Raw genomic sequence first — 21,854 nt, 5'->3', positions numbered from 1 at the left:
GATGACCGACACCCCGGTCTCCGACGCACCCCGCACCGACACCGTGCAGGACGCCCCTCCCGGATCGTTCCCGGTGACGCTCATCATCCGCCGCTTCGACCCGGACGTCGACGACGAGCCGCGCTGGCAGGACTTCGACGTCATGATGCTGCCGACCGACCGCATCCTCGACGCGCTCCACAAGATCAAGTGGGACCAGGACGGCTCCCTGACCTTCCGGCGCTCCTGCGCGCACGGTGTCTGCGGCTCCGACGCGATGCGCATCAACGGACGCAACCGGCTGGCGTGCAAGACGCTGATCAAGGACCTCGACGTGTCGAAGCCGATCTACGTCGAGGCGATCAAGGGCCTGCCGCTCGAGAAGGACCTCGTCGTCGACATGGAGCCGTTCTTCAAGTCCTTCCGTGAGGTCCAGCCGTTCCTGCAGCCCGCGACCGCCCCCACCCCGGGCAAGGAGCGCATCCAGTCGGTGGCCGACCGTGCGCGCTTCGACGACACCACGAAGTGCATCCTCTGCGCCGCGTGCACGTCGTCCTGCCCGGTGTTCTGGACGGACGGCCAGTACTTCGGTCCCGCCGCCATCGTGAACGCGCACCGGTTCATCTTCGACTCGCGCGACGACGCGGCCGACGTCCGGCTCGACATCCTCAACGACAAGGAGGGCGTGTGGCGCTGCCGCACGACCTTCAACTGCACCGACGCGTGCCCGCGCGGCATCCAGGTCACGAAGGCGATCTCCGAGGTCAAGCAGGCCGTCATGCGGGGCCGGGCCTGACGACGTCGCCGGGACGGGGCCGACGCTCGGCTCCGTCCAAGGCACGTCAGGGGCACCACCGATAGGCTCCGCTCCATGACCTTCGCGGACACCCGCCCCATCCTCGACCAGCTCGGCTACACGATCCGCTACGTGCAGCTCCCCGGAGAGACCCTGCACGAGCCCCCGGTCGAGGGCGCGCTCCGCGTCGTCGCGGTCGAGGGCACGGGCGACTTCGCGCTCGAGGTCGTCGACTACGGCACCGCGCGGCGTCTCGCGACCGCCCGGGGCGAGGCGGACGCGGTCGAGATGCTCCGTCGCTTCCTCAACCGGCCGTTCCCGGCGCCGAAGGACATCCCCCGGTACGAGCTCGACGGGCTCCGCGACCGGGCGGCGTCGACGTACCCGCAGCTCGCGCAGCAGGTGGCGCAGGCGGGCGAGCAGGGCCTCACGATCCAGGTGCCGGCCGGCGTGCCGGTGGACCGCGTCGGTGGCCCGGACGGCTACCTGCTGCACCCGCTCGACACCCCGCTGCCGCAGCGCTCACTGCCGCCGCACGTCGCGTCGGCACCCGAGACGCACCGCTACCTGGTCGAACGGCCGTTCCTGGTGACGGTCCGGTTCGTCCAGCCCTGGTTCGACCAGCCCGGAGGCGCGTTGCGCTTCCAGACGGCGGATCCGTCCGTCACGGTGCGCGACCTGGTCGTGGACGGTTCGCTCTCGCGGCTCCGAGTGGTCTGACCCGCGCCCCGACCGCACCACGACGAAGCGGCCCGCCCCCCGCCGGGGCGGGCCGCTTCGTCGTGGTGGTCGTGCTACCCGAGGTCGGGGCGGTCGTACTGCGCACCGGCCGGGTTCGACTCGAGGGCACCGAAGACGATCCCGGCGATCCCGACGAACAGCGCGATGAGCCAGAACGGTCCGGCCAGGTTCGCGTCGTGCACCCGGCGCCACCCCAGGGCCAGGCTCGGCACGATCGTCGCGAGCCACCAGAGCCCCCAGACCCCGCCGATCAGCAGCGCGACGACGGGCGGCCCCACGGCGTCGGACCGTGCCACGCCGTACGCGTCGGTCGAGGTGTTCGCCGCGATCCACGAGAACAGCGCGACGAGGTAGGCGCCGAGGAAGACGAGGTTGACCAGCCCGTTGGCGAGCGCCCAGAACCAGAACTCGCTCCGGCTGGCGCGCCCGTCGAACCGCGCGTACTTCTTGAAGAAGCGCGTGGCGGCGTCGAGGAAGCCGATGCCGTACCAGGGTGCCCAGAGCGGGGGCGTGCCGTCCGGCCCGACCGGGATCGGGGGCTGGAGCTGCGCGTACGGCTGGCCGTACGGCGGGAACGTCTGGCCGTACTGCTGGCCGTTCTGCTGCCCGTACGGCGCCGAGGGCTGGCCGTACGGCTGCCCGGCCGGCGGCTGCTGCCCGTCCGGCTGTCCCCACCCGGGTTCGCCGCCGGTCGTCATCGCGACCCGGTCGGTCGGTCGAACCGGGCGCCCTGCGGGTTCGACGGCAGGAACATCATGATGAACACCGCGACCGCACCGAGGAACGGGATCAGCAGCAGCAGCGCGAAGAGCCCGCTGATGTTCGCGTCGTGGAGGCGTCGCACGATGAGCGCCAGCGTCGGGATGATGAGCGCGAGTCCGACGATCCAGAAGGCCGTCCCGGCGAGCGGGTTGGTCGACATCGTCGAGAAGCCCACGTACGTCGAGGAGGTCGTGGTGGTCGTCGTGCCGGTGGCCGCCGTCAGGATGCCCGTGATGATCGACGCCACCGTGCCGATGATGGCGCTCCAGAGGTACCACCACCAGTACTCGCTGCGGCTCGCGCGGCCGCTGAACGTCGCGTACTTCTTGAAGAAGCGCGAGAACGCCTTGCCGAACGAGATGCCGTACCAGGGCGCCCAGATCGGCGGCTCGCCCCCGGGCCCGGTCGGTGCGGGCTGCTGGCCGTACGGGTTCTGCGGCGGGTACTGGTCGGTCATGGGTCCCCCTCGGGTGTTGGCTGAAGTACGAGTGCGATTCAACCAGAACGCCCCGGCCACGTCCGCGCGGGGTCAGGGGACGAGCGCGAGCTTCCCGCCGGGGTGCTGCGACTCGAGCACCTCGGCCGCGGACTTCGCCTCGGCGAGCGGGAACGTCCGCGCGACGGGGACGGCGAGCTGCCCGTCGCCCGCGAGGTCGATGAGTCGCTGCCGCACCGAGTCTCGGAACGCCTTGCTCTCCGGCTGGGCTCCGCCGATCGCCCGGATGCCGTCGGCCCCCGCACGACCGAACGCGGCGATCGTGACGATGCGCGACCGGTCCGCGACGAGCGCGAGCGAGACGTCGACGGCCTCGTCGGTCCCGACGCAGTCGAGCGCCACGTCGACGCCGTCGCCCGTGCCGTCGGCCACGAGTGCCCGGACCCGGTCCTCGAGTCCGTCGCCGTAGGCGATCCACTCACCGCCGAAGTCCGCGACGGTGTCGGCGTTGCGCTGGGATGCGGTGCCGATGACCCGCGCCCCGAGGAGGCGGAGCTGCTGCAGGAGGCTGACCCCGACGGCACCGGCGGCACCGTGCACGAGGACCGTGTCGTTCCCCGAGGCCCGGGTCACCCGGAGCATGTCCGCGGCGGTGGTGCCGGCGAGCAGGAGGTTCGCGGCTTCGGGGAAGCCGAGGGCCGCGGGCTTGGCGAACACGTCCCGTGCCGGCACCGTGAGTCGCTCGGCCCAGCCACCAGCGACCCGGAAGGCGAGGACCTCGTCACCGACCGCTCCCCCGCCGGACGCGATCTCGGTGTCCGGACCGACGGCGCTCAGGACGCCCGCGACCTCGTAGCCGATCGCGATCGGCAGGTCCGACGGGTCGCCCTGTCGGGTGTGCTTCGTGTCGGCGGGGTTCATGCCCGCAGCGCGGACGTCGATCGTCACCTCGCCGAGCCCCGGGGCCGGCACCTCGGTCTCGACGTACTCGAGGACTTCGCTGCCGCCGAACCGCGGGGCCACCCAGTGCTTCGTCATTCTCCCGACGCTACGCGCGCGGTGCCGGACGTCGTCGGGCACGCAGGGTACGGGACCGCAGCACGAGCAGTGCGGAGCCGGCGACGAGGAGTGCTCCGGCGATCGTGAGCGGCACCGTCGGGTCGCTGCCGGTGAAGGCGAGTTCCGCCGGGGAGTTCCCGGGACCACCGCTGCCCGAGCCCGCAGCGACCGGCACGGCCGGAGCGCTCGACGTCGGTGCCGAGGGAGTGGGGGTCGGCGTCGGGACCACCGCGGGAGCGCGGACGGTGAGCACGTACGTCTCGGTGTCGGCCGGGGCCGTGCCGTTGTCCGCCGTGATCGTCACCGTCGTGGTGCCGGGCGTCGTCGGGGTGCCGGAGATGACCCCGGTCGTGGGGTTGATCGTGAGCCCGGGCGGCAGGGTCCCGCCGTCCGAGTACGTCGGCGCGGGCGTCCCGGTCGCCGTCACCGGGAACGAGTAGGGCGTGCCGGCGGTCGCGGCCGTGGGGGTGCCGGACGTGATGGTCGGAGCCACCGTCTCGGAGGGGGTGCCGGGGGCCGGGCACCCGGTCGGCGCGGTGATCGTGTTCGTGTCGAGCGTGACGGCCGCGGTGCGCGCGAGCAGACGCCCGACGACCGTCGCACCCGTGGTGGCCGTGACGGACTGGTCCGCGAGGACCGTGCCCTGGAACTGTGCGGCGCTGCCGATCGTGGCCGAACTGCCGACCTGCCAGAAGACGTTGCAGGAGCTCGCGCCACCCGTGGTGAGGATGCGCGTGCCCGATCCGATCGTCAGCGTCGATGCGGCCTGGAACACCCACACGGAGTCGGCGCTGCCCGCGAGCGTCAGCGTCCCGGTGTCCGCGAGCCGAAGTGCGTCGCCGGTGTAGACGCCGGGCGACAGGCTGAGCCCGTTCAGCTCCGAGACGCCGGTCTGCGTCGGGGTCAGCGACGCAGCGACGTTGTACGCGGTCGTGGTGTCGGCCTGCGCCTGGGTCGCTGCCGCGTCGGTCTGGTGCACCGTGCCGTTCACGATCCCGTTGCCGGGTCCGCCGAACCCGGTGATCGAGGTCCCCGGGGAGAGGCCGAGGTCGCCCTGGACGGTGGTGGGTCCGGTGTTCGTGACGGTCGAGGCGCCGAGGACGCCGTACGTCGCGGCCGTGCCGAGCCCGATCGGACCGTCGATGACGGTCGCGGCCGAGGCGGGACCGGAGGACGCGAGCGCCAGCGCTGCCGCCAGTCCGATCCCGGTGCCGATGAGGGCGAGTGAGCGGACGATGGGCGTGCTGGCCATGACGGCCCCTGCCTGTTCAGGAGAGGTACCGCACAGGTGTCGAAGTCACCCGGCACTCGCCGTGCCGCGAGTCTCGCTCGCGCACCTGTGCGTGAGGGTCCCGATTGCCAGGTTCGGCGGATCCGCGGGGATCGGACACACCGGTCCGCGGCGCGATCGCCTCGCGTCCGGCGGTACCGTCGACTGGTGCCCTCCACTCCCGCAGCCCCCGACCGCACGCACCGGACGGCCGGCCCGCAGCACGCAGCCGTCGTCGTGAACCCCTCCGCGGTCGACCTCGCCGCCCTCCGCTCGGCGGTCGCCACCGAGCAGGGGTCGCTCGGCTGGGCCGACACCGCCTGGTTCGAGACCGCGGCCGACGACGACGGCCGCGCCGCCGCACGCGCCGCTCGTGACAGCGCACCCGACGTCGTGCTGGTCGTCGGTGGCGACGGCACGCTGCGGGTCGCGGCCGAGGTGCTGCACGGGTCCGGCATCCCGATCGCCCTGCTCCCGACGGGCACCGGCAACCTCTACGCACGGAACCTCGGCATCCCGATCGGTGACGTCACCGCGGCCGTCCGGTCGGCGTTCCACGGCGCTGACCGTGCCGTCGACGTCGCGTTCGCCGCGCTCACCACCGCCGACGGGGACACGACCGAGCACGCGTTCCTCGTGATGGCGGGGATCGGGCTCGACGCCCGGATGGCCGCGGACACGAACGCCGGCCTGAAGAAGCGCTTCGGCTGGCTCGCCTACTCCGACCCGATCATGCGGTCCGTGGTCGGCAACCGCCAGGTCGACCTCCGGTACCGCCTCGACGAGGGCGACGAGCACGGCATGCGGGCGCACACCGTCATCGTGGGCAACTGCGGGACCCTCACGGCCGGCCTGCTGCTCCTCCCCGAAGCGCAGCCGGACGACGGGCTCCTCGACGCGGTGGCGTTCCGCCCACGTGGCGCCTTCGGCTGGACGAAGATCGGCTACGGCCTGTCGCTCAACCGCTTCTACCACCGGACGCGCTTCGGACGGCTGCTCGCGCGCTTCCTGCCGCGGTCGCGGACGCTCGGCTACACGACGGCGCGGCGACTCGACCTCGTGCTCGACGAGCCCGAACAGCTGCAGTTGGACGGTGATCCGTTCGGCCTGGTGGCCGCTGCCAGCCTGCGCGTCGAGCACGGCGGTCTCGTGCTGCGGACGGCCTGACACGGCGGTCCGACGTGGGCGCGTGACGGACTGGAGGCGCGGTGCCAGCCGGCACCGCGCCTCCAGTCCGTCAGGTGGTTGCGTCGAGGACGCTAGGCGCGCGCGGACCGCACCCGGTCCGCGAACGCGGCGTGCAGCGGGTGCTGCTCGTCGAGCCCGGTGATCTCGGTCACGACCTCGGCGTCGCTCCGGTCCGAGCGCAGCAGCGCCTGGAGTTCGACGCTCTGCTCGTCGTCCGGCACGTCGAAATGCAGCGCGGCGCCCATGGCGTCGAGCAGCGCCGTCGGCTCCGTGCCGTCCTCGGCGAGGGCGGCGGCGGGCGACACGAAGCGCTCGTCGCGGGAGAGCTTGCGCAGCGGCTGTCGGCCGACGCGCGTCACGGTGTCGGGCAGGTGCGGGTTCTCGAAGCGCCCGATGATGGCCTGCACGTACGCACGGTGCACCTCGGGGTCGAGCTCGTGGCGGCGGACGAGCAGGTCGCTCGTCTCGGCGAGCACGGACTCGAGCTCGGACCGGACCGCGGGGATCGCGATGGCGTCCGAGATCTTGTCCGCCCCGGCGAGGAAGCCGTGGTACGCGACGGTCGCGTGCCCGGTGTTCACCGTGAAGAGCTTGCGCTCGATCGACGCGGCGAGGCCGTCGACGTAGTGGGCGCCGGGGATCTCCGGCTCGTTCCCGCCGAACGGCGTGCGGTCGACGGCCCACTCGAAGTAGGTCTCGACGGTGACGTCCAGGCCCGCGCCCTCGGGCTGCGCCGGGACGATGCGGTCGACCGCGGTGTTCGCGAAGACAGCCTTGGCGAGGGCCTGGTCGCGGACGTCGGCGGGGAGCGCCTCGACGATGAACTCGCGCAGGCGGTCGGTGGCGTTGAGGGCGTTCTCGCACGCCATCACGGCGATCGGCGCGGCGTCCGCGTCGCGCTGCTGGAGCGCCTTCGCGATGACCGGCGCGATGAACTTCAGGACGTTCGGTCCGACGGCGCAGGTGACGATGGACGCCGTGGCGATCTCGGCGACGACGGCCGATTCGTCCTGGGCGCTGTTCAGGGCACGGAAGTTCGTGACCTCGTGGTCGCGCGCGTTCTGACCGACCTCGTGCACCGTGTACGAGTCGGCAGCGGCGAGAGCGTCGATGAGGGGCGCGGCGACGTCGGCGAAGACGACCTCGTAGCCGGCCTCGTGCAGGAGCAGGCCGACGAAGCCGCGGCCGATGTTGCCCGCGCCGAAGTGGACGGCGGTGGGGGTGCTCACTCGTTGACCTCACCGAGGATCGACAGGATCGCGGCGGTGTCCGGTGCGTCGGTCAGCTTCTGGACCTCGTCCTCGTCGCTGAACACGATCGCGATCTTGGACAGGATGTCGAGGTGCTCGTTGTTGACGCCCGCGATGCCGACGACGAAGCGGACGGGGTTGCCGTCCCAGTCGATCGGGGTCGCGTAGCGGATGAACGACAGCGCCGAGGACTTGATGGCGTCCTTCGCGTCGTTCGTGCCGTGCGGGATGGCGAGGAAGTTCCCCATGTAGGTCGAGACGCTCTTCTCGCGCTCGAGCATCGCCGGGTAGTAGTCCGCCGTGACCGCGCCTGCAGCCTCGAGGATCTCGGCAGCCTCCTTCATCGCCTCCGACTTGGTCGGTGCGGTGTCCTCGGTGTGGATCCGGATCTGGCTCTCCTGCAGGACGGGCATCGGGGTTCTCCTTGCTTCGTGACGTGGCGTCGTGGACGTGTGGAGGGGACGAGCCGTGGCCCGTCCCCTCCGATACTGCACTTCGTTACTGGTTCTTGAGCTGTTCGACGACCTGGTCGTACTGCGGCGCGTTCATGAAGTTGCCGACCGACACGTGCTGTGCGTTCGGGTTCTTCTGCTTCGCGCGCTCCGTCAGCTCCTCCTGCGTGATGATCAGGTCCTCGTCACCGGAGAGGTTCGCGATCGCCTTGTTGGAGACCGTGACCCCTTCGATGCCCGCCTTCTTGATCTTGTTGCGGAGGACGCTGGCGCCCATCGCGCTGGAGCCCATGCCGGCGTCGCAGGCGAACACGAGGTTCTGGACGCGGGTGGCGGTCGCGGTGGTCGCCGAACCGACGCCGCCGAGCGAGGCCTCGGCCTCCTCCTCGTTCGCCGGGGAGTTGTTGCCGAGCAGGCCCGAGGTCGCGGCGTTGACGTCGCGGCCCTTGTTCGCCTGGAGCTTCGCCATCGCGGCGCTCATGTCGCCGCCACCGTTCGCGAGGTCACGCTTGCGGGTCGCGATGAGGAAGAACGACGCGACCGCGAACGACACCGCTGCGGACAGGATGACCGAGAGGATGACGCCGAGGAAGCTGTCCTTCGCCGTCGCACCGAGCACCGCGAAGATCGATCCGGGCGACGCCGGGGCGACGAGACCGGAGTGGAACGCGACGTTGGTCGCGACGCCCGTGGCACCACCGAGGATGACGGCGATGAACAGGACCGGCTTCTGCAGCACGTACGGGAAGTAGATCTCGTGGATGCCGCCGAGGAACTGGATGATGATCGCGCCGGGAGCGGTCGAGCGGGCGATGCCGACACCGAAGAAGGTGAAGGCGAGCAGGATGCCGAGACCCGGGCCGGGGTTCGCCTCGAGCAGGAAGAGGATGCTCTTGCCGGACTCTTGGACCTGCTGCGCGCCGAGCTGGTCGAGCACACCGTGGTTGATGGCGTTGTTGAGGAAGAACACCTTGGCCGGCTCGATGATCACGCTGGCGAGCGGGAGCAGCGAGTGCTGGACGAGGAAGTTCACCGCGTCGCCGAGGCCCTCGGCGATGAGCTTGAACAGCGGCGCGAGCCAGAAGAACCCGGCCATGGCCAACCCGAAGCCGAGGATGCCGGCCGCGTAGTTGTTCACGAGCATCTCGAAGCCCGGCTTGATCTTGCCGTCCCAGAGCTTGTCGATCTGCTTGATGAGGTACGCGCCGAGCGGCCCGCAGATCATCGCGCCGAGGATCATCGTCGTGCCGTTGGCGCCGATGATGACACCCATGGTCATGATCGAACCGACCACCGCACCACGGGTCTCGTAGACCATCCGGCCACCCTGGATCGCGATCGCGAGCGGGATGAGGTAGGTCAGGATCGGGCCGACGAGGCCGACGTTCGCGACGCCGCCCGTCTCACCGAAGCCGCCGAGGATGCCCACGGGCGTCCAGCCGGTCTCGATGAAGAAGGCGGTGATGATGCCCCACGCGATGAAGATCGCGATGTTGGGCATGACCATGCCGGAGAGGAACGTGCCGAACTTCTGAACGGCGACGCGTGCGCCGCCCCGCGAATTCGCGGGGGCGTCGGGCGCTGCAACGGACGACGTTGTCATGTGCGGTGACTTTCTGTGAGGTGCTGCTGCTGCGTGTGGAGGGGAGGTGGTGCTGGGGGGGGGGGGGTCGGATCAGGCGGCGTGCGTCGCGGCCGCGGCGGACTTGGCGGCCGCCGCCGTGCTCGCGGCGAGTGCCGCCTGTGCCATCTCGCGGGCCTGGTCGAGGGTGTGCTTGCCGAGTTCGGCGCGCACGTCGGCCAGGGCCGCGGGGGTCATGGAGAGGGTCGTGGCGCCGAGACCGACGAGCACGACGGCGAGCAGCGGGTCGGCCGCTGCCTCGCCGCAGATGCCGACGGGCTTGCCGGCGTCCGCACCCGCTGCGCCGAGCTGCGCGACGAGGCGGAGCACGGCGGGGTGCCACGGGTCCTGGTAGGACGCAACGGTGCCGAGCATGCGGTCGGCGGCCATCGTGTACTGGGTCAGGTCGTTCGTGCCGATCGACACGAAGTCGGCGGAGGTGAACACCTGCTCGGCCATCAGCGCGAGCGAGGGGACCTCGGCCATCACACCGGCGGTGCGGATCCCGAGCTCGCGGGCGAGGTCGACGAAGTACTCGGTCTCCTCGGCGTCGGCGACCATCGGGGCCATCACCCAGAGGTCGGCCTCGGTCTCGGCGTCGGCCTGGGCGAGCGCGGTGAGCTGGTCGCGGAGCACCTCGGGGTGGTTCCGGAGCGCCCGGAGACCGCGTCGACCGAGGGCCGGGTTCTCCTCGTCCTTGTCGGTGAGGAACGGCAGGGGCTTGTCGGCACCCGCGTCGAGCGCCCGGACGACGACCTTCTTGCCCGGGAAGGCCTCGAGCAGCTGCTTGTAGGAGTCCTTCTGCTCGTCGACGGTCGGCGCCTTCGGCGAGTCGAGGAAGAGGAACTCGGTGCGGAAGAGCCCCACGCCCTCCGCACCGAGAGCAACGGCGCCCGCGGCGTCGGCGGGGCTGCCGAGGTTCGCGAGCAGCGGGACGGTGTGCCCGTCGGCGAGTGCGCCGGCGGTCAGGGGCGCTGCGGCCGCGGCGAGGCGGTCGGCGATGCGCTGCTCGACGTCGGCGACGAGTTCGGCCGACGGGTCGGTCACGACGGTGCCGGCGGCGGCGTCCACGACGACGACCGTGCCGTCGGACAGGTCGTCCGCGCCGGTCACGCCGACGATCGCGGTGATGCCCTTGGCGCGGGCGAGGATCGCCGTGTGCGAGGTCGGGCCGCCGTCACGCGTGACGAGGGCGAGGACCTTGTCGAGGTCGAGGAGTGCGGTGTCGGCCGGCGCGAGGTCGCGGGCGACGAGCACGAAGGGGGTGTCCGACTCGGGCACACCCGGGGCGTGGACGCCGCGGAGCTTGGCGATGATGCGCTGGGCGACGTCGTCGAGGTCGGCGGCGCGCTCCCCCATGTACCCGCCCATCGAGACGAGCAGGTCGCGGAACTGGCCGAACGCCTCGAACACGGCGCGTTCGGCGTTGGTGCCGCCGTCGATGCGGGCGTGCACGTCGTCGAGGAGGGTCGGGTCCTGCGCCATGAGCGCCTGCGCCTCGAGCACGGCCTGGGCGTCCCCGCCGGCGAGCTGCCCCCGCTTGTTGAGGTCCTCCGCCACCGCTGCGATCGCGGCGGCCACGGCCTGCTTCGCGTCGTCCGCCGAACCGGTCAGGGCGTCCTTCGACGGTTCGCCGAGCGGGTCGGCCATGCGGAGCACGGGGCCGTGGGCGACGCCACGGCCGACGCCGGTGCCGAGCAGTTCGGACATTCGAGACTCCTTCATCTCACGCGCGCTTGCGGTGGGGTGGTTCGTTCGGTGCGCGCAGCGCGGAGACGAGACCCCGCCGGTGCGGCTGAGCAGCACCATACCCCGATCCACGTTGACAAACAAACACATCCGGGGATAAAAATGCAGAAACAGATGCCCGTTTGCGTCTGGTGGCGGATCCGTTCGGATCGCGGTCGCCGAAGACGTGCCCGGTCGTGTCCGTTCCGTTCCGACTCCCCCACCGCTTCCGAGACGACGAGGCCCCGATGTACGCACCAGAGCGCCACCAGCGCATCGTCGAACAGGCGCGTGCGCAGGGCCGGGTCGACGTCAAGGACCTCGCCGAGCTGCTCGAGGTGACCCCGGAGACGATCCGCCGCGACCTCACCTCGCTCGAGCGGCGCGGGCTGGTCCGACGTGCGCACGGTGGCGCGATCCCCGTCGAGCGCATCACCCTGCACCCGGGGGTCGGCGACCGTGGCGGCATCAACCAGGCCGAGAAGATGGTCATCGCCGAGGCCGCGCTCGGCGAGCTGCCCGAGAACGGGTCCGTCATGATCGACGCCGGCACCTCGACGATCTGCCTCGCCGAGCTGCTCCCGACCGACCGTGGCCTCACCGTCGTGACGCACTCCCTGCCCGTGGCGATGGCGGTCGCGAACCGACCGGGCATCGACCTGCACCTGCTCGGCGGCAACATCCGCAGCGACTCGCTCGCCGGCGTCGGCACGTGGACGCACCAGCTCATCGGGATGGTCAGCGTCGACGTCGCGTTCATCAGCATCAACGGCATCACGCCCGAGCGCGGCCTCACGACGCACAACATGGCCGAGGCCGCCGTGAAGTCCGCGATGATCAAGTCCGCGCGCCGCAGCATCCTGCTCGCCGACCACACCAAGTTCGGTCGCGAGGAGTTCGGCCGCGTCGCCCCGCTCGCCGCGATCGACACGATCATCACCGATCCCGGCGTGAACGCCGACCTCGTCCGCGAGGTCGAGGCCGCCGGCACCGAGGTCTTCTGGCCCGGCCGCGACTGACCCTGCGTCCCGCCCCGGAACCGCCCACCCCGCGCTCGCTACCATGAGCCAACCACCCATCGACAGGAGTACATCGATGTCCGAAGCCACCCGCACCGTCACCGTCGCCAGCGCGTCCGGCCTGCACGCACGCCCGGCCTCCCTCTTCGTCCAGACCGTGACCGCGTCCGGCCACCAGGTCACGATCGCGAAGGGCGACAAGTCCGGGAACGCCGGCAGCATCCTCGCGCTCCTCGGCCTCGGCATCGAGAACGGCGACGAGGTCACCCTCACGGTGAACGGCGACGACGCCGAGACCACCGCGGACAGCCTGGTCGAGTTCCTCAAGACGGACCACGACGCGGCCTGACGACAGGACGGACGGGAGGCGCGGTGCCAGCTGGCACCGCGCCTCCCGTCCGTCGTCCGGTCGCCCCTACTGCTCCTGCCCCAGCGGCGGGATCGGGCGCAGCTCGCCCCAGGCGAAGGCGCTCTCAGCGATGAAGTCCTGCAGGTCGTCGGCGATCTTCAGCAGCATCTCCGGTTCCCCGTCGCGGAGCCACAGCCACGAATCGCCGTCGTCCCCGGCGATCGACCAGGCGAGCGCCATCCCCTCGTCGGCGACCTCGGTGTCGACCACCCGCCGCAGTCGTTCGGACCAGTCGCTGTACACCCAGAACTCCGCTCCCCGGAACTCCTCCGGACGCAGCATCTGCTCGGCCACGGGACGGAACGCGGCGAGCAGCTCCCCCACGGTCATCACGACGGTCACGGCGCGAGCCTACGACCGGCGCAGCCGTGTCGGCACCCGCCGATAGGGTGTTCTGCATGACACGCCTGCGCCTCGCATCCGTCAACGTGAACGGCATCCGTGCCGCGTTCCGGAAGGGCATGGGCGACTGGCTCGCCACCCGCGACGTCGACGTACTCGCCCTGCAAGAGGTCCGCGCGTCGAGCGACGACCTCGCCGGGCTCCTCGGCGACGAGTGGGACATCGTGCACGACCCCGCGACCGCGAAGGGTCGGGCGGGCGTCGCGATCGCCTCCCGCCACAGCGCGCACGTGCACCGCGTCGCGCTCGGTGCGGACGACTTCGACTCCGCCGGGCGCTGGCTCGAGGCCGACTACGAGATCGGCGGCACCACGGTGACGGTCGTCTCGACGTACGTGCACTCGGGCGAGGTGGACACCCCGAAGCAGGACGAGAAGTGGAAGTTCCTCGACGCGATGACCGAGCGGCTGCCGAAGCTCCGCGAGCACAACCCGCTCGCGGTCGTCGTCGGTGACCTCAACGTCGGGCACGACCAGCGGGACATCAAGAACTGGAAGGGCAACGTCAAGCGCGCGGGCTTCCTGCCGCGTGAGCGTGCCTACTTCTCGCGGTTCTTCGGCGAGCAGGGGGCCCAGGTCGAGGGCGCCGACGGCACCACCGGGCCCGGTCTCGGCTGGGTCGACGTCGGTCGCGCCCAGGCCGGCGACGTCGAGGGGCCGTACACGTGGTGGTCGTGGCGCGGTCAGGCGTTCGACAACGACACGGGCTGGCGGATCGACTACCAGATGGCGACCCCGGAGCTCGCCGCGAAGGTCACGCAGTACACGGTCGACCGCGCCGCCGCGTACGACCAGCGATGGTCCGACCACGCCCCCGTGGTCGTCGACTACGAACTCTGACCCGCACCCCCACACTTCTCCAGCACAGGACAGCACCATGACCAAGACGCGCATCTTCTCGGGCATCCAGCCCTCGGCCGGTTCCCTCCACCTCGGCAACTACATCGGCGCGCTCATGCAGTGGCGGACGCTGCTCGACGACTACGACGCCATCTACTGCGTCGTCGACATGCACGCGATCACGTCCCCGCAGGACCCGGCCGAGCTCCGCGCGAACACCCGGGCGACGGCCGCGCAGTACATCGCCTCGGGCATCGACCCGACCAAGGCGACGCTGTTCGTGCAGTCGCACGTCCCGGCGCACGCCGAGCTCGCGTGGGTGCTGAACACGCTCACCGGCTTCGGCGAGGCGAGCCGGATGACCCAGTTCAAGGACAAGTCCGCCCGGCAGGGCACCGAAGCCGCGTCGGTCGGGCTCTTCACGTACCCGATCCTGATGGCGGCGGACATCCTGCTGTACGACACGAAGGTCGTGCCGGTCGGTGACGACCAGCGGCAGCACGTCGAGCTCACCCGCGACCTCGCCGGGCGCTTCAACTCGCGGTTCGGCGACACGTTCGTCGTACCGGAGGCCCGGATCCTCACCGACACGGCGCGGATCTACGACCTGCAGGACCCGACGAGCAAGATGAGCAAGTCGGCCGCGTCCGACAACGGCCTCATCCGCCTGCTCGACGACCCGAAGCGCACCGCGAAGAAGATCCGCTCGGCGGTCACCGACACCGAGCGCGAGATCCGGGCCGACCGTCAGGCGAAGCCGGGCGTGACGAACCTGCTGTCGATCCTCTCGGCGTTCACCGGCACCCCGGTCGCCGCGCTCGAGGAGTCGTTCCAAGGCAAGGGCTACGGCGACCTGAAGGGCGAGGTCGCCGACGCCGTCGTGGCCGAGCTCGAGCCCGTGCGTGCCCGCACACTCGAGCTGCTCGACGACCCGGCCGAGCTCGACCGGCTCCTCGCCGTCGGCGCCGAGCGTGCCGAGTCGATCGCCGCCGAGACCCTCGCGAAGGTCTACGAGCGCATCGGCTTCGTGCCCCGCACCCGGCGCTGACCGTGCGCCCCGTCACGCTGTCGTCTGCCCGGGTGCACCTCGACGTGCCCACCCGGGCGGACGCGACGGCGATCACCGAGGCCTGCCATGACCCGGACATCGTGCGCTGGACGACGATCCCCACGCCGTACACCGCCCGGGACGCCACGACCTTCGTCGACGCGCTCGTCGGTCCGGGCTGGGCCTCCGACCGCGAGTACACCTGGGCGATCCGTCGGACGGGGTCCACCTGGCTCGAGGGGATCATCGGGTACCGCACTGCGCGGCGCGACCTCGGCTTCTGGCTCGCACCCTCCGCACGCGGCGCCGGACTGATGCACGACGCCGTGAGCCTCGTGCTCGACTGGGCCTTCGCGCAGGGTGCGCCGGACGTGTACTGGGAGTGCTACGCCGGCAACACCGCCTCGGCCTCGGTCGCCCGTGCCGCGGGGTTCTCGTACACCGGCACCGGCGACGCGCTCATCCCCGGGCGGGACGGCGCTCCGACGACAGCGTGGAAGGGGCTCCGGCGGGCCGACGGCGCTCCCGCGTCCGACCTGCCGTGGCCGGCCGAGACGACGACGGCACGCCCGGATGACGCGTCACCGACCGTTCGCGGATAGTCTCGGACCGTGACCGTCACCCCTCGGCCGTCGGACTCCGCGGCCTCCCCCGCAGCGCACCCCTCGGTCTCGCCGGCCGAGCTCCGTGCGATGCGCCGTGGCCTCGAGCTCGCGGCCCTCGGCCCCGCGGTCGGTGACCACGTCCGCGTCGGCGCCGTGATCCTCTCCCCCGACGGAGCGGTCCTCGCCGAGGGCTGGCACAAGGGCGCCGGCACCCCGCACGCCGAGGTCGACGCGATGTCGAAGGTCGACCCCGCACACCTGGTCGGCGCGACCGCCGTCGTCACCCTCGAACCCTGCAACCACACCGGTCGCACCGGTCCGTGCGCCGTCTCCCTGCTCGAAGCGGGGATCGGCCGCGTCGTGTACGCCGTCGACGACCCCGGGCCGGCAGCCCACGGGGGTGCCGAGCGACTCCGGTCCGGCGGAGTCGACGTCGTCTCGGGCGTCCTCGCCGACGAGGTCGAGGACTTCCTCGAGCGCTGGCTCCTCTCGGTGCGCCTCGGACGCCCGTGGGTGACGGTGAAGTGGGCATCGAGCCTCGACGGCCGGGCTGCAGCAGCAGACGGCACGAGCCAGTGGATCACCGGTGCGGCCGCACGCCAGCACGTCCACGAACAGCGCGCCGCGCACGACGCGATCCTCGTCGGGACGGGCACGGTCCTCGCCGACGACCCGAGCCTCACCGCGCGGGGCGACGCCGGGGAACTCCTCGCCGACCAGCCCGTCCCGGTGGTGTTCGGCGACCGGCCGGTCCCGGACGACGCCGCGGTCCGCCGCCACCCTCGCGCCCTGCTGACGCTGTCCGGCCACGACCTCGCCGCCTCGCTCCAGGCACTGCGGGACCACGGCGTGCACTCGGTGTTCGTCGAGGGCGGACCCACCGTCGCCTCGGCGCTCATCGCGGCGGGTCTGGTGGACGAGTACCTCGTCTACCTCGCGCCCGTCCTGCTCGGCGGCCCCCGTGTCGCCCTCCGTGACGTCGGTGTGGGAAGCATCGGCGAGCGTCGGCGGTTGGACGTACTATCGACCACCAGCCTCGGCCCCGACCTGCTGGTCCGAGCACGACCCCACCGCGCACCCCGGCCGGCGGCGGCCGAGCCCGGGATCGCGGGGCCCCAGAACGACCGGAGCACCACATGACCGATGCACTCACCTCCCCCACCCCCGGGAGCCCGGTCCAGTTCGAGGTGTCGACGAACGTCCCGACCACGCACGGCACGTTCGAGATGCGCGCGTACCGCGACCTCGTGACGAGCGCCGAGCACGTCGCGATCATCGCCACCGGCCCGGACGGCGCAGCACCGCGCGACGGCGCCCTCGTCCGGGTGCACTCGGAGTGCCTGACGGGCGAGGCGTTCGGGTCCCTCAAGTGCGAGTGCGGCCCGCAGCTCGACGCCGCGCTCGACACGATCGCGGCCGAGGGCGGCGTCGTGATCTACCTCCGCGGGCAAGAGGGCCGCGGCATCGGTCTCATCAACAAGCTCAAGGCCTACCGCCTGCAGGAGGACGGCCTCGACACGCTCGACGCGAACCTCGCGCTCGGTCTCCCCGCCGACTCGCGGGCGTACGGCGGCGCGGCCGGCATCCTCGCCGACCTCGGCATCACCACCGTCCGCCTCCTGTCGAACAACCCGGAGAAGCGTCGCCAGCTCGAGGAGCACGGCATCACGGTCGAGAGCCTGGTGCCGCTGGTCGTCGGCGTCTCCGCGCAGAACGCGGCGTACCTCGACACGAAGCGCGACCGGATGGGGCACCAGCTCCCCGCGCACCTCGAAGCGGGCAGCCCGCTGGCCTGACCGAGCGCCGGCCCGACCCGGCCACGATCCAGCGGATTCGCAGGTTCACGACATCTGTCGTACAATGGTGGCCCCCGTCACAAGCGGTACACCACCCCGAACCGAACGCACCCGATCAGTGCCCGCGCCACCCCGCGCGAACCGATCGGTGTCCGCCGTCCGGAACACCGCTGCGCTCCCCCCGAGCGTCATCCACGGAGTCTCCTCACCCCATGTCCGCCGCACCGGCACCCGCATCCCCGAAGACCGCAGGCAACCCGCGCTCCCGCGTCGTGATCGCCAGCCTCGTCGGCACCTCCATCGAGTTCTACGACTTCTACGTCTACGCGACCGCCGCGGTCCTCGTCTTCCCGACGCTCTTCTTCCCGAACGAGGACCCGACGGCATCGCAGCTGTCCTCGTTCGTCACGTTCGCCCTCGCGTTCTTCGCCCGCCCGGTCGGGTCGATCATCTTCGGCCACTTCGGCGACCGCGTCGGCCGCAAGGCGACCCTCGTGGCGTCCCTGCTCGTGATGGGCACCGCGACGTTCCTCATCGGCTGCCTGCCGACGTTCGACTCGATCGGCATCTGGGCGCCGGTGCTCCTCGCCGTGATGCGCTTCGCCCAGGGCGTCGGGCTCGGTGGCGAGTGGTCGGGGGCGGCACTGCTCGCGACCGAGAACGCCCCGAAGGGCAAGCGCGGGGTGTTCGGCTCGATGCCGCAGCTCGGTGCCCCGATCGGCTTCCTGCTCGCCAACGGCCTGTTCATCGCGATCAACGCGGCGATGCCCGCCGGCGCCGACGGCACCCCGAACCCGGACTTCCAGGCCTGGGGCTGGCGACTCCCGTTCCTGCTGTCGGCCGTCCTGGTGATCGTGGGCCTCTACGTGCGGTTCAAGCTCGTCGAGTCGACGGTGTTCCGTGGCGTCCAGGAGTCCGGTTCGGTCGCCAAGGTCCCGCTCGGCCGGGTGTTCCGCACCTCGTGGCGCGCCGTGATCGTCGGCACCTTCGGCATGGTCGCGACCTACGTCCTCTTCTACTTCATGACGACGTTCACGCTGTCCTACGGCACCACGGGCGCCGAGGCCGGCCCCCTCGTCCCGAAGATCGGCCTCGGCTACACCCGTGGCGAGTTCCTCACGCTGCTCATGATCGGCGTCGTGTTCTTCGGCATCTTCACGCCGATCGCAGGCATCCTCGCCGACAAGTTCGGTCGTCGTCGCACGCTCATCCCGACCACGATCGGCATCGCGCTCTTCGGCCTGACGTTCCAGTTCTGGTTCGCCGCGTCGACCGGTCCGATCACGGTGGTGACGTTCCTGATCGTGGGACTGTCGCTGATGGGCCTGACGTTCGGTCCGATGGGCGCCCTGCTGCCGGAGCTCTTCCCGACGAACGTGCGCTACACGGGTTCGGCGATCGCCTACAACGTCGCGTCGATCCTCGGCGCTTCGCTCGCTCCGACCATCGCGCTCGCGCTGTGGCAGCCGGACGGCAACATCTTCCTGGTCGGGCTCTACCTCACGATCGCCGCGGTCGTGACGCTCGTCGCCCTGTTCTTCATCCGTGAGACGAAGAGCGCCGCGCTCGACGCGGCGGACACCGCCGGTGAACCGGACGCAGCACCGGTGGACGCGCGCGCCTGACGCGACCACCTGCACAGACGGGAGGCGCGGTGCCGGCTGGCACCGCGCCTCCCGTCCGTCGTCAACCCGGGTTGACATCCGTCGGTGTGTCAATGTAGGTTGACACGCGTGGACCGACCGACCATCACGAGCCTCGCCGCCGGCGCAGCCGGAGACGACCCGTTCTCCGCCCTCGCCAGCGTGCGCGAACTCCGTCGTGAGCTCGACCGGACCGAGGAACTCGCCGCCCGACGTGCCCGGAACGCCGGCGCCTCGTGGCAGGAGATCGCGACGCTGCTCGGCGTCAGCCGCCAGGCAGTGCACAAGAAGTACGGCAGAAACTAGGAACACGATGAGCTCCCCCTTCGCCAGACCCAAGAAGACCGACGGTCCCCGCGCCACGTTCGGCCGACTGCTGAGCTACCTGTTCGAGAACAAGCCCGCGATGGTCGTCATCATCGTGCTGAGCGTCCTCGGTGCCGGTGCGTCCCTCGCGCAGCCGCTGCTCGTCAACCAGGTCATCACCGCCGTCCAGCACGGCAACACGCTGAGCACCCTCGTCTGGCTGCTCGTCGGACTCGTCATCGTCGCGGGTGTCCTCAACGGTGTGCAGCACTTCCTGCTGCAGCGCGCGGGTGAAGGCGTCGTCCTGTCCACCCGGCGGAAGCTCATCGCTCGCATCCTCAACCTGCCGATCTCCGAGTTCGACACGCGCCGCACCGGCGACCTCGTCTCCCGCGTCGGCAGCGACACGACACTGCTGCGCGCCGTGCTGACGCAGGGCCTCATCGAGTCGATCGGCGGCGCCCTGACGTTCATCGGCGCCATCATCGCGATGGCCGTCATCGACCCGCTGCTCCTCGGCATCGTCGTCGTCATCGTGCTCGTCGCGATCGTCGTCGTCGGCGGGCTCAGCCGCCGCATCCGCGTCGCGTCGAAGCGCGCGCAGGAGAAGGTCGGCGACCTCACCGCGGCGGTCGAACGCGGCATCGGTGCCGTCCGCACGATCCGTGCCGCCGGTGCCACCGAGCGCGAGGTGCACGAGGTCGACGGCCACGCGACCGAGGCCTACCGTCGTGGCCTCGACATCGCGCGGATGTCGGCGTTCGTGGTGCCCGTCGCGAGCATCGTCATGCAGGTCGCGTTCATCGCCGTCCTCGGCGTCGGTGGTGCACAGGTCGCAGCCGGCACCATCACGATCGCGACGCTCATCACGTTCATCCTGCTGCTCTTCATGATGATCATGCCGCTCGGCCAGGCCATGGGCGCTGCCGTCGCCGTCGCCCAGGCGCTCGGTGCGCTCGGCCGGATCGAGGAGATCCTGCACCTCCCGACCGAGGCGCAGGACGACCAGGCCGTCCGCGTCGCCGCCGCGGTGGAGAGCGACGACGCGATCGCCTTCGAACACGTGTCGTTCCGGTACGCGCGTCCGGCCCAGGCCTCCGGTGCGGACGGCGCCGAGCCGGCCGTCGACGACGACACCGCCTCCGACGACGTGGTGCTGCACGACGTGTCCTTCCGGGTCCCCCGCGGATCGCGGGTCGCACTCGTGGGTCCGTCCGGCGCGGGCAAGTCGACCACACTCGCCCTCATCGAACGGTTCTACGACCCGACCGACGGCGTCATCCGGCTCGGCGGCGTCGACGTCCGTGGCCTCGACCGCGCCGAGCTCCGCGCGCAGATCGGGTACGTCGAACAGGACGCTCCGGTGCTCGCCGGCACGATCCGGGCGAACCTGCTGCTCGGTTCACCGGACGCCACCGAGGACGACTGCGTCCGCGTGCTCGAGGCCGTCAACCTCGGCGAGGTCCTGCACCGCGACCCCCGCGGCCTCGACGCCCAGGTCGGCGAGGACGGCGTCATGCTCTCCGGCGGTGAACGGCAGCGGCTCGCGATCGCCCGGGCACTCCTCGCCGCTCCGCCGATCCTGCTGCTCGACGAGTCCACCTCGTCGCTCGACGGCGTCAACGAGCAGAAGATGCGCCTCGCGATCGACGCCGTGGCCGAGGACCGCACGCTGCTCGTGATCGCGCACCGACTGTCCACGGTGGTGGACTCGGACGTGATCGTCGTGCTCGAGCACGGCCGGGTCGTCGGCGTCGGGACCCACTCGGAACTCGTCGAGTCGACGCCGCTCTACCGCGACCTGGCGAAGCACCAGCTGCTCGTCTGAAGCCGCGGAGGGCCACCGCCCGACTTCCGCGCGCTGGGGTCAGAGGAGCGCGCCGTCGGGGTTCGCCAGTCCCTCGTCCATGTCGCTGTGGTCGACGTGCCCACCTGCGGCGCGGATCTCGTCGAGCGCCCGCGCACTCCGGGCGTCGTCCACCCCGACCACCAGGTCGTCGTAGACCGCGACGTCGTATCCCGCCGCCCGGGCGTCGAGCGCCGAGGCGCGCACGCAGTGGTCGGTGGCGATGCCGACCACGTCGATCGTCACGACGCGGCGCTCGGCGAGGACCTCGGGCAGCGGGACGCCGTCCTCGGTGCGCGCCTGGAACGCCGAGTAGTCCGGCGTGCCCTGCCCCTTGAAGACGTGCACGTCGATCGGAGCGGTGTCGAGCCGCGGGTGGTACTCGGCCCCCGGGGTCCCGGCGACGCAGTGCACCGGCCAGGTCGTCTCGTAGTCCGGACCCTCGGGACCGGCGAAGTGGCCGCCGTTGTCGTCGTCGCCGTGGTGCCAGTCGCGGGAGCCGACGATGAGGTCGTACTCGTCGGCGTGCCGACCGAGGAACGCGGTGATGCGTCGCGCGAGGTCGTCCCCGCCGGTCACACCGAGGGCACCGCCCTCGGTGAAGTCGTTCTGGACGTCGACGACGAGGAGTGCCCTGGACATGGGTCCATCCAACACCC

Annotated in this window: 22 protein-coding genes and 1 pseudogene; 13 read left to right on the top strand and 10 right to left on the bottom strand. The window is 71.3% G+C overall.

Annotation, left to right across the window (positions count from 1 at the left end; genetic code table 11):
- The first annotated feature begins 1 nt into the window (after window position 1).
- Both BJK06_RS14295 and BJK06_RS14290 read left to right on the top strand, forming a co-directional pair.
- Entirely contained in the window at window positions 2-775 is a 774-nt protein-coding gene (locus tag BJK06_RS14295; protein WP_070418436.1) for a succinate dehydrogenase iron-sulfur subunit, read from the top strand.
- A 75-nt stretch (window positions 776-850) separates the two neighbouring features.
- Window positions 851-1,495: a TNT domain-containing protein gene (locus tag BJK06_RS14290; RefSeq protein ID WP_070418435.1), complete on the top strand. Its 645-nt coding sequence runs from the start codon at window positions 851-853 to the stop codon at window positions 1,493-1,495.
- Window positions 1,496-1,569: 74 nt separating this feature from the next.
- Here BJK06_RS14290 and BJK06_RS14285 read toward each other — a convergent pair whose 3' ends face one another.
- The 4 genes from BJK06_RS14285 to BJK06_RS14270 form a co-directional block, all read right to left on the bottom strand.
- Window positions 1,570-2,214: a DUF805 domain-containing protein gene (locus tag BJK06_RS14285; RefSeq protein WP_083295281.1), complete on the bottom strand. Its 645-nt coding sequence runs from the start codon at window positions 2,212-2,214 to the stop codon at window positions 1,570-1,572.
- Entirely contained in the window at window positions 2,211-2,735 is a 525-nt protein-coding gene (locus tag BJK06_RS14280) for a DUF805 domain-containing protein (RefSeq protein WP_070418434.1), read from the bottom strand. The genes BJK06_RS14285 and BJK06_RS14280 overlap by 4 nt, the downstream gene beginning before the upstream one ends.
- A 72-nt stretch (window positions 2,736-2,807) precedes the next feature.
- Window positions 2,808-3,752: an NADP-dependent oxidoreductase gene (locus tag BJK06_RS14275; RefSeq protein WP_070418433.1), complete on the bottom strand. Its 945-nt coding sequence runs from the start codon at window positions 3,750-3,752 to the stop codon at window positions 2,808-2,810.
- 10 nt (window positions 3,753-3,762) lie between these two features.
- Entirely contained in the window at window positions 3,763-5,025 is a 1,263-nt protein-coding gene (locus BJK06_RS14270) for an ice-binding family protein (RefSeq protein ID WP_070418432.1), read from the bottom strand.
- Between the two features lie 186 nt (window positions 5,026-5,211).
- Here BJK06_RS14270 and BJK06_RS14265 point away from each other — a divergent pair, with 186 nt between their 5' ends.
- Window positions 5,212-6,210: a diacylglycerol kinase family protein gene (locus BJK06_RS14265; protein WP_083295280.1), complete on the top strand. Its 999-nt coding sequence runs from the start codon at window positions 5,212-5,214 to the stop codon at window positions 6,208-6,210.
- A gap of 92 nt (window positions 6,211-6,302) precedes the next feature.
- Here the strand turns inward: BJK06_RS14265 and BJK06_RS14260 are convergent, their stop codons facing one another.
- From BJK06_RS14260 to ptsP, 4 genes are all read right to left on the bottom strand, one after another.
- Window positions 6,303-7,460, bottom strand: a complete 1,158-nt coding sequence (locus BJK06_RS14260; protein ID WP_070418431.1) for a mannitol-1-phosphate 5-dehydrogenase — start codon at window positions 7,458-7,460, stop codon at window positions 6,303-6,305.
- Window positions 7,457-7,894 (bottom strand): PTS sugar transporter subunit IIA, encoded by a 438-nt coding sequence (locus BJK06_RS14255; protein ID WP_022907882.1) that lies wholly within the window; start codon window positions 7,892-7,894, stop codon window positions 7,457-7,459. The genes BJK06_RS14260 and BJK06_RS14255 overlap by 4 nt, the downstream gene beginning before the upstream one ends.
- Before the next feature lie 85 nt (window positions 7,895-7,979).
- Window positions 7,980-9,536, bottom strand: a complete 1,557-nt coding sequence (locus BJK06_RS14250) for a PTS mannitol transporter subunit IICB (protein ID WP_070418430.1) — start codon at window positions 9,534-9,536, stop codon at window positions 7,980-7,982.
- A gap of 72 nt (window positions 9,537-9,608) precedes the next feature.
- Window positions 9,609-11,264 carry a phosphoenolpyruvate--protein phosphotransferase gene (ptsP, locus tag BJK06_RS14245; RefSeq protein ID WP_083295279.1) on the bottom strand — a complete coding sequence of 552 codons (1,656 nt, stop codon included), beginning with the start codon at window positions 11,262-11,264 and terminating at the stop codon, window positions 9,609-9,611.
- Window positions 11,265-11,530: 266 nt separating this feature from the next.
- Here ptsP and BJK06_RS14240 point away from each other — a divergent pair, with 266 nt between their 5' ends.
- On the top strand, window positions 11,531-12,301 hold the full coding sequence (locus BJK06_RS14240; protein ID WP_070419505.1) for a DeoR/GlpR family DNA-binding transcription regulator: 771 nt from the start codon (window positions 11,531-11,533) through the stop codon (window positions 12,299-12,301).
- A 76-nt stretch (window positions 12,302-12,377) separates the two neighbouring features.
- Window positions 12,378-12,650: an HPr family phosphocarrier protein gene (locus BJK06_RS14235; RefSeq protein ID WP_070418429.1), complete on the top strand. Its 273-nt coding sequence runs from the start codon at window positions 12,378-12,380 to the stop codon at window positions 12,648-12,650.
- 66 nt (window positions 12,651-12,716) lie between these two features.
- Here BJK06_RS14235 and BJK06_RS14230 read toward each other — a convergent pair whose 3' ends face one another.
- The gene (locus BJK06_RS14230; RefSeq protein ID WP_070418428.1) at window positions 12,717-13,052 is read right to left on the bottom strand and encodes a hypothetical protein; all 336 of its coding nucleotides are present in this window, start codon (window positions 13,050-13,052) and stop codon (window positions 12,717-12,719) included.
- A gap of 56 nt (window positions 13,053-13,108) precedes the next feature.
- Between BJK06_RS14230 and BJK06_RS14225 the strand changes: the two genes are divergently transcribed.
- The 8 genes and pseudogenes from BJK06_RS14225 to BJK06_RS14190 all read left to right on the top strand — a co-directional run bounded on the left by BJK06_RS14225 (window position 13,109) and on the right by BJK06_RS14190 (window position 21,177).
- Window positions 13,109-13,951, top strand: coding sequence for an exodeoxyribonuclease III (locus BJK06_RS14225; RefSeq protein WP_070418427.1), 843 nt, complete (start codon window positions 13,109-13,111; stop codon window positions 13,949-13,951).
- Between the two features lie 37 nt (window positions 13,952-13,988).
- Entirely contained in the window at window positions 13,989-14,999 is a 1,011-nt protein-coding gene (gene trpS / locus BJK06_RS14220) for a tryptophan--tRNA ligase (RefSeq protein ID WP_070418426.1), read from the top strand.
- Between the two features lie 2 nt (window positions 15,000-15,001).
- Window positions 15,002-15,601 (top strand): GNAT family N-acetyltransferase, encoded by a 600-nt coding sequence (locus BJK06_RS14215; RefSeq protein ID WP_070418425.1) that lies wholly within the window; start codon window positions 15,002-15,004, stop codon window positions 15,599-15,601.
- 90 nt (window positions 15,602-15,691) lie between these two features.
- Window positions 15,692-16,744, top strand: a complete 1,053-nt coding sequence (ribD, locus tag BJK06_RS14210) for a bifunctional diaminohydroxyphosphoribosylaminopyrimidine deaminase/5-amino-6-(5-phosphoribosylamino)uracil reductase RibD (RefSeq protein WP_070419504.1) — start codon at window positions 15,692-15,694, stop codon at window positions 16,742-16,744.
- Between the two features lie 29 nt (window positions 16,745-16,773).
- Window positions 16,774-17,400 (top strand): annotated as a pseudogene (ribA, locus tag BJK06_RS14205) (GTP cyclohydrolase II); the annotation flags it as partial.
- A 212-nt stretch (window positions 17,401-17,612) separates the two neighbouring features.
- Window positions 17,613-19,025 (top strand): MFS transporter, encoded by a 1,413-nt coding sequence (locus BJK06_RS14200; RefSeq protein ID WP_070418423.1) that lies wholly within the window; start codon window positions 17,613-17,615, stop codon window positions 19,023-19,025.
- A gap of 108 nt (window positions 19,026-19,133) precedes the next feature.
- Entirely contained in the window at window positions 19,134-19,349 is a 216-nt protein-coding gene (locus BJK06_RS14195; protein ID WP_022907338.1) for a hypothetical protein, read from the top strand.
- A gap of 7 nt (window positions 19,350-19,356) precedes the next feature.
- Window positions 19,357-21,177, top strand: a complete 1,821-nt coding sequence (locus tag BJK06_RS14190; protein ID WP_070418422.1) for an ABC transporter ATP-binding protein — start codon at window positions 19,357-19,359, stop codon at window positions 21,175-21,177.
- A gap of 39 nt (window positions 21,178-21,216) precedes the next feature.
- Here the strand turns inward: BJK06_RS14190 and BJK06_RS14185 are convergent, their stop codons facing one another.
- Window positions 21,217-21,837 (bottom strand): isochorismatase family protein, encoded by a 621-nt coding sequence (locus tag BJK06_RS14185; RefSeq protein ID WP_070418421.1) that lies wholly within the window; start codon window positions 21,835-21,837, stop codon window positions 21,217-21,219.
- Between the last annotated feature and the right edge of the window lie 17 nt (window positions 21,838-21,854).

Origin of the sequence: Curtobacterium sp. BH-2-1-1, assembly GCF_001806325.1 — a bacterium.
Classification (GTDB): Bacteria; Actinomycetota; Actinomycetes; order Actinomycetales; family Microbacteriaceae; genus Curtobacterium.
Note: the sequence above shows the minus strand (reverse complement) of the source record. Positions and strands in the feature narration are given on the sequence as shown.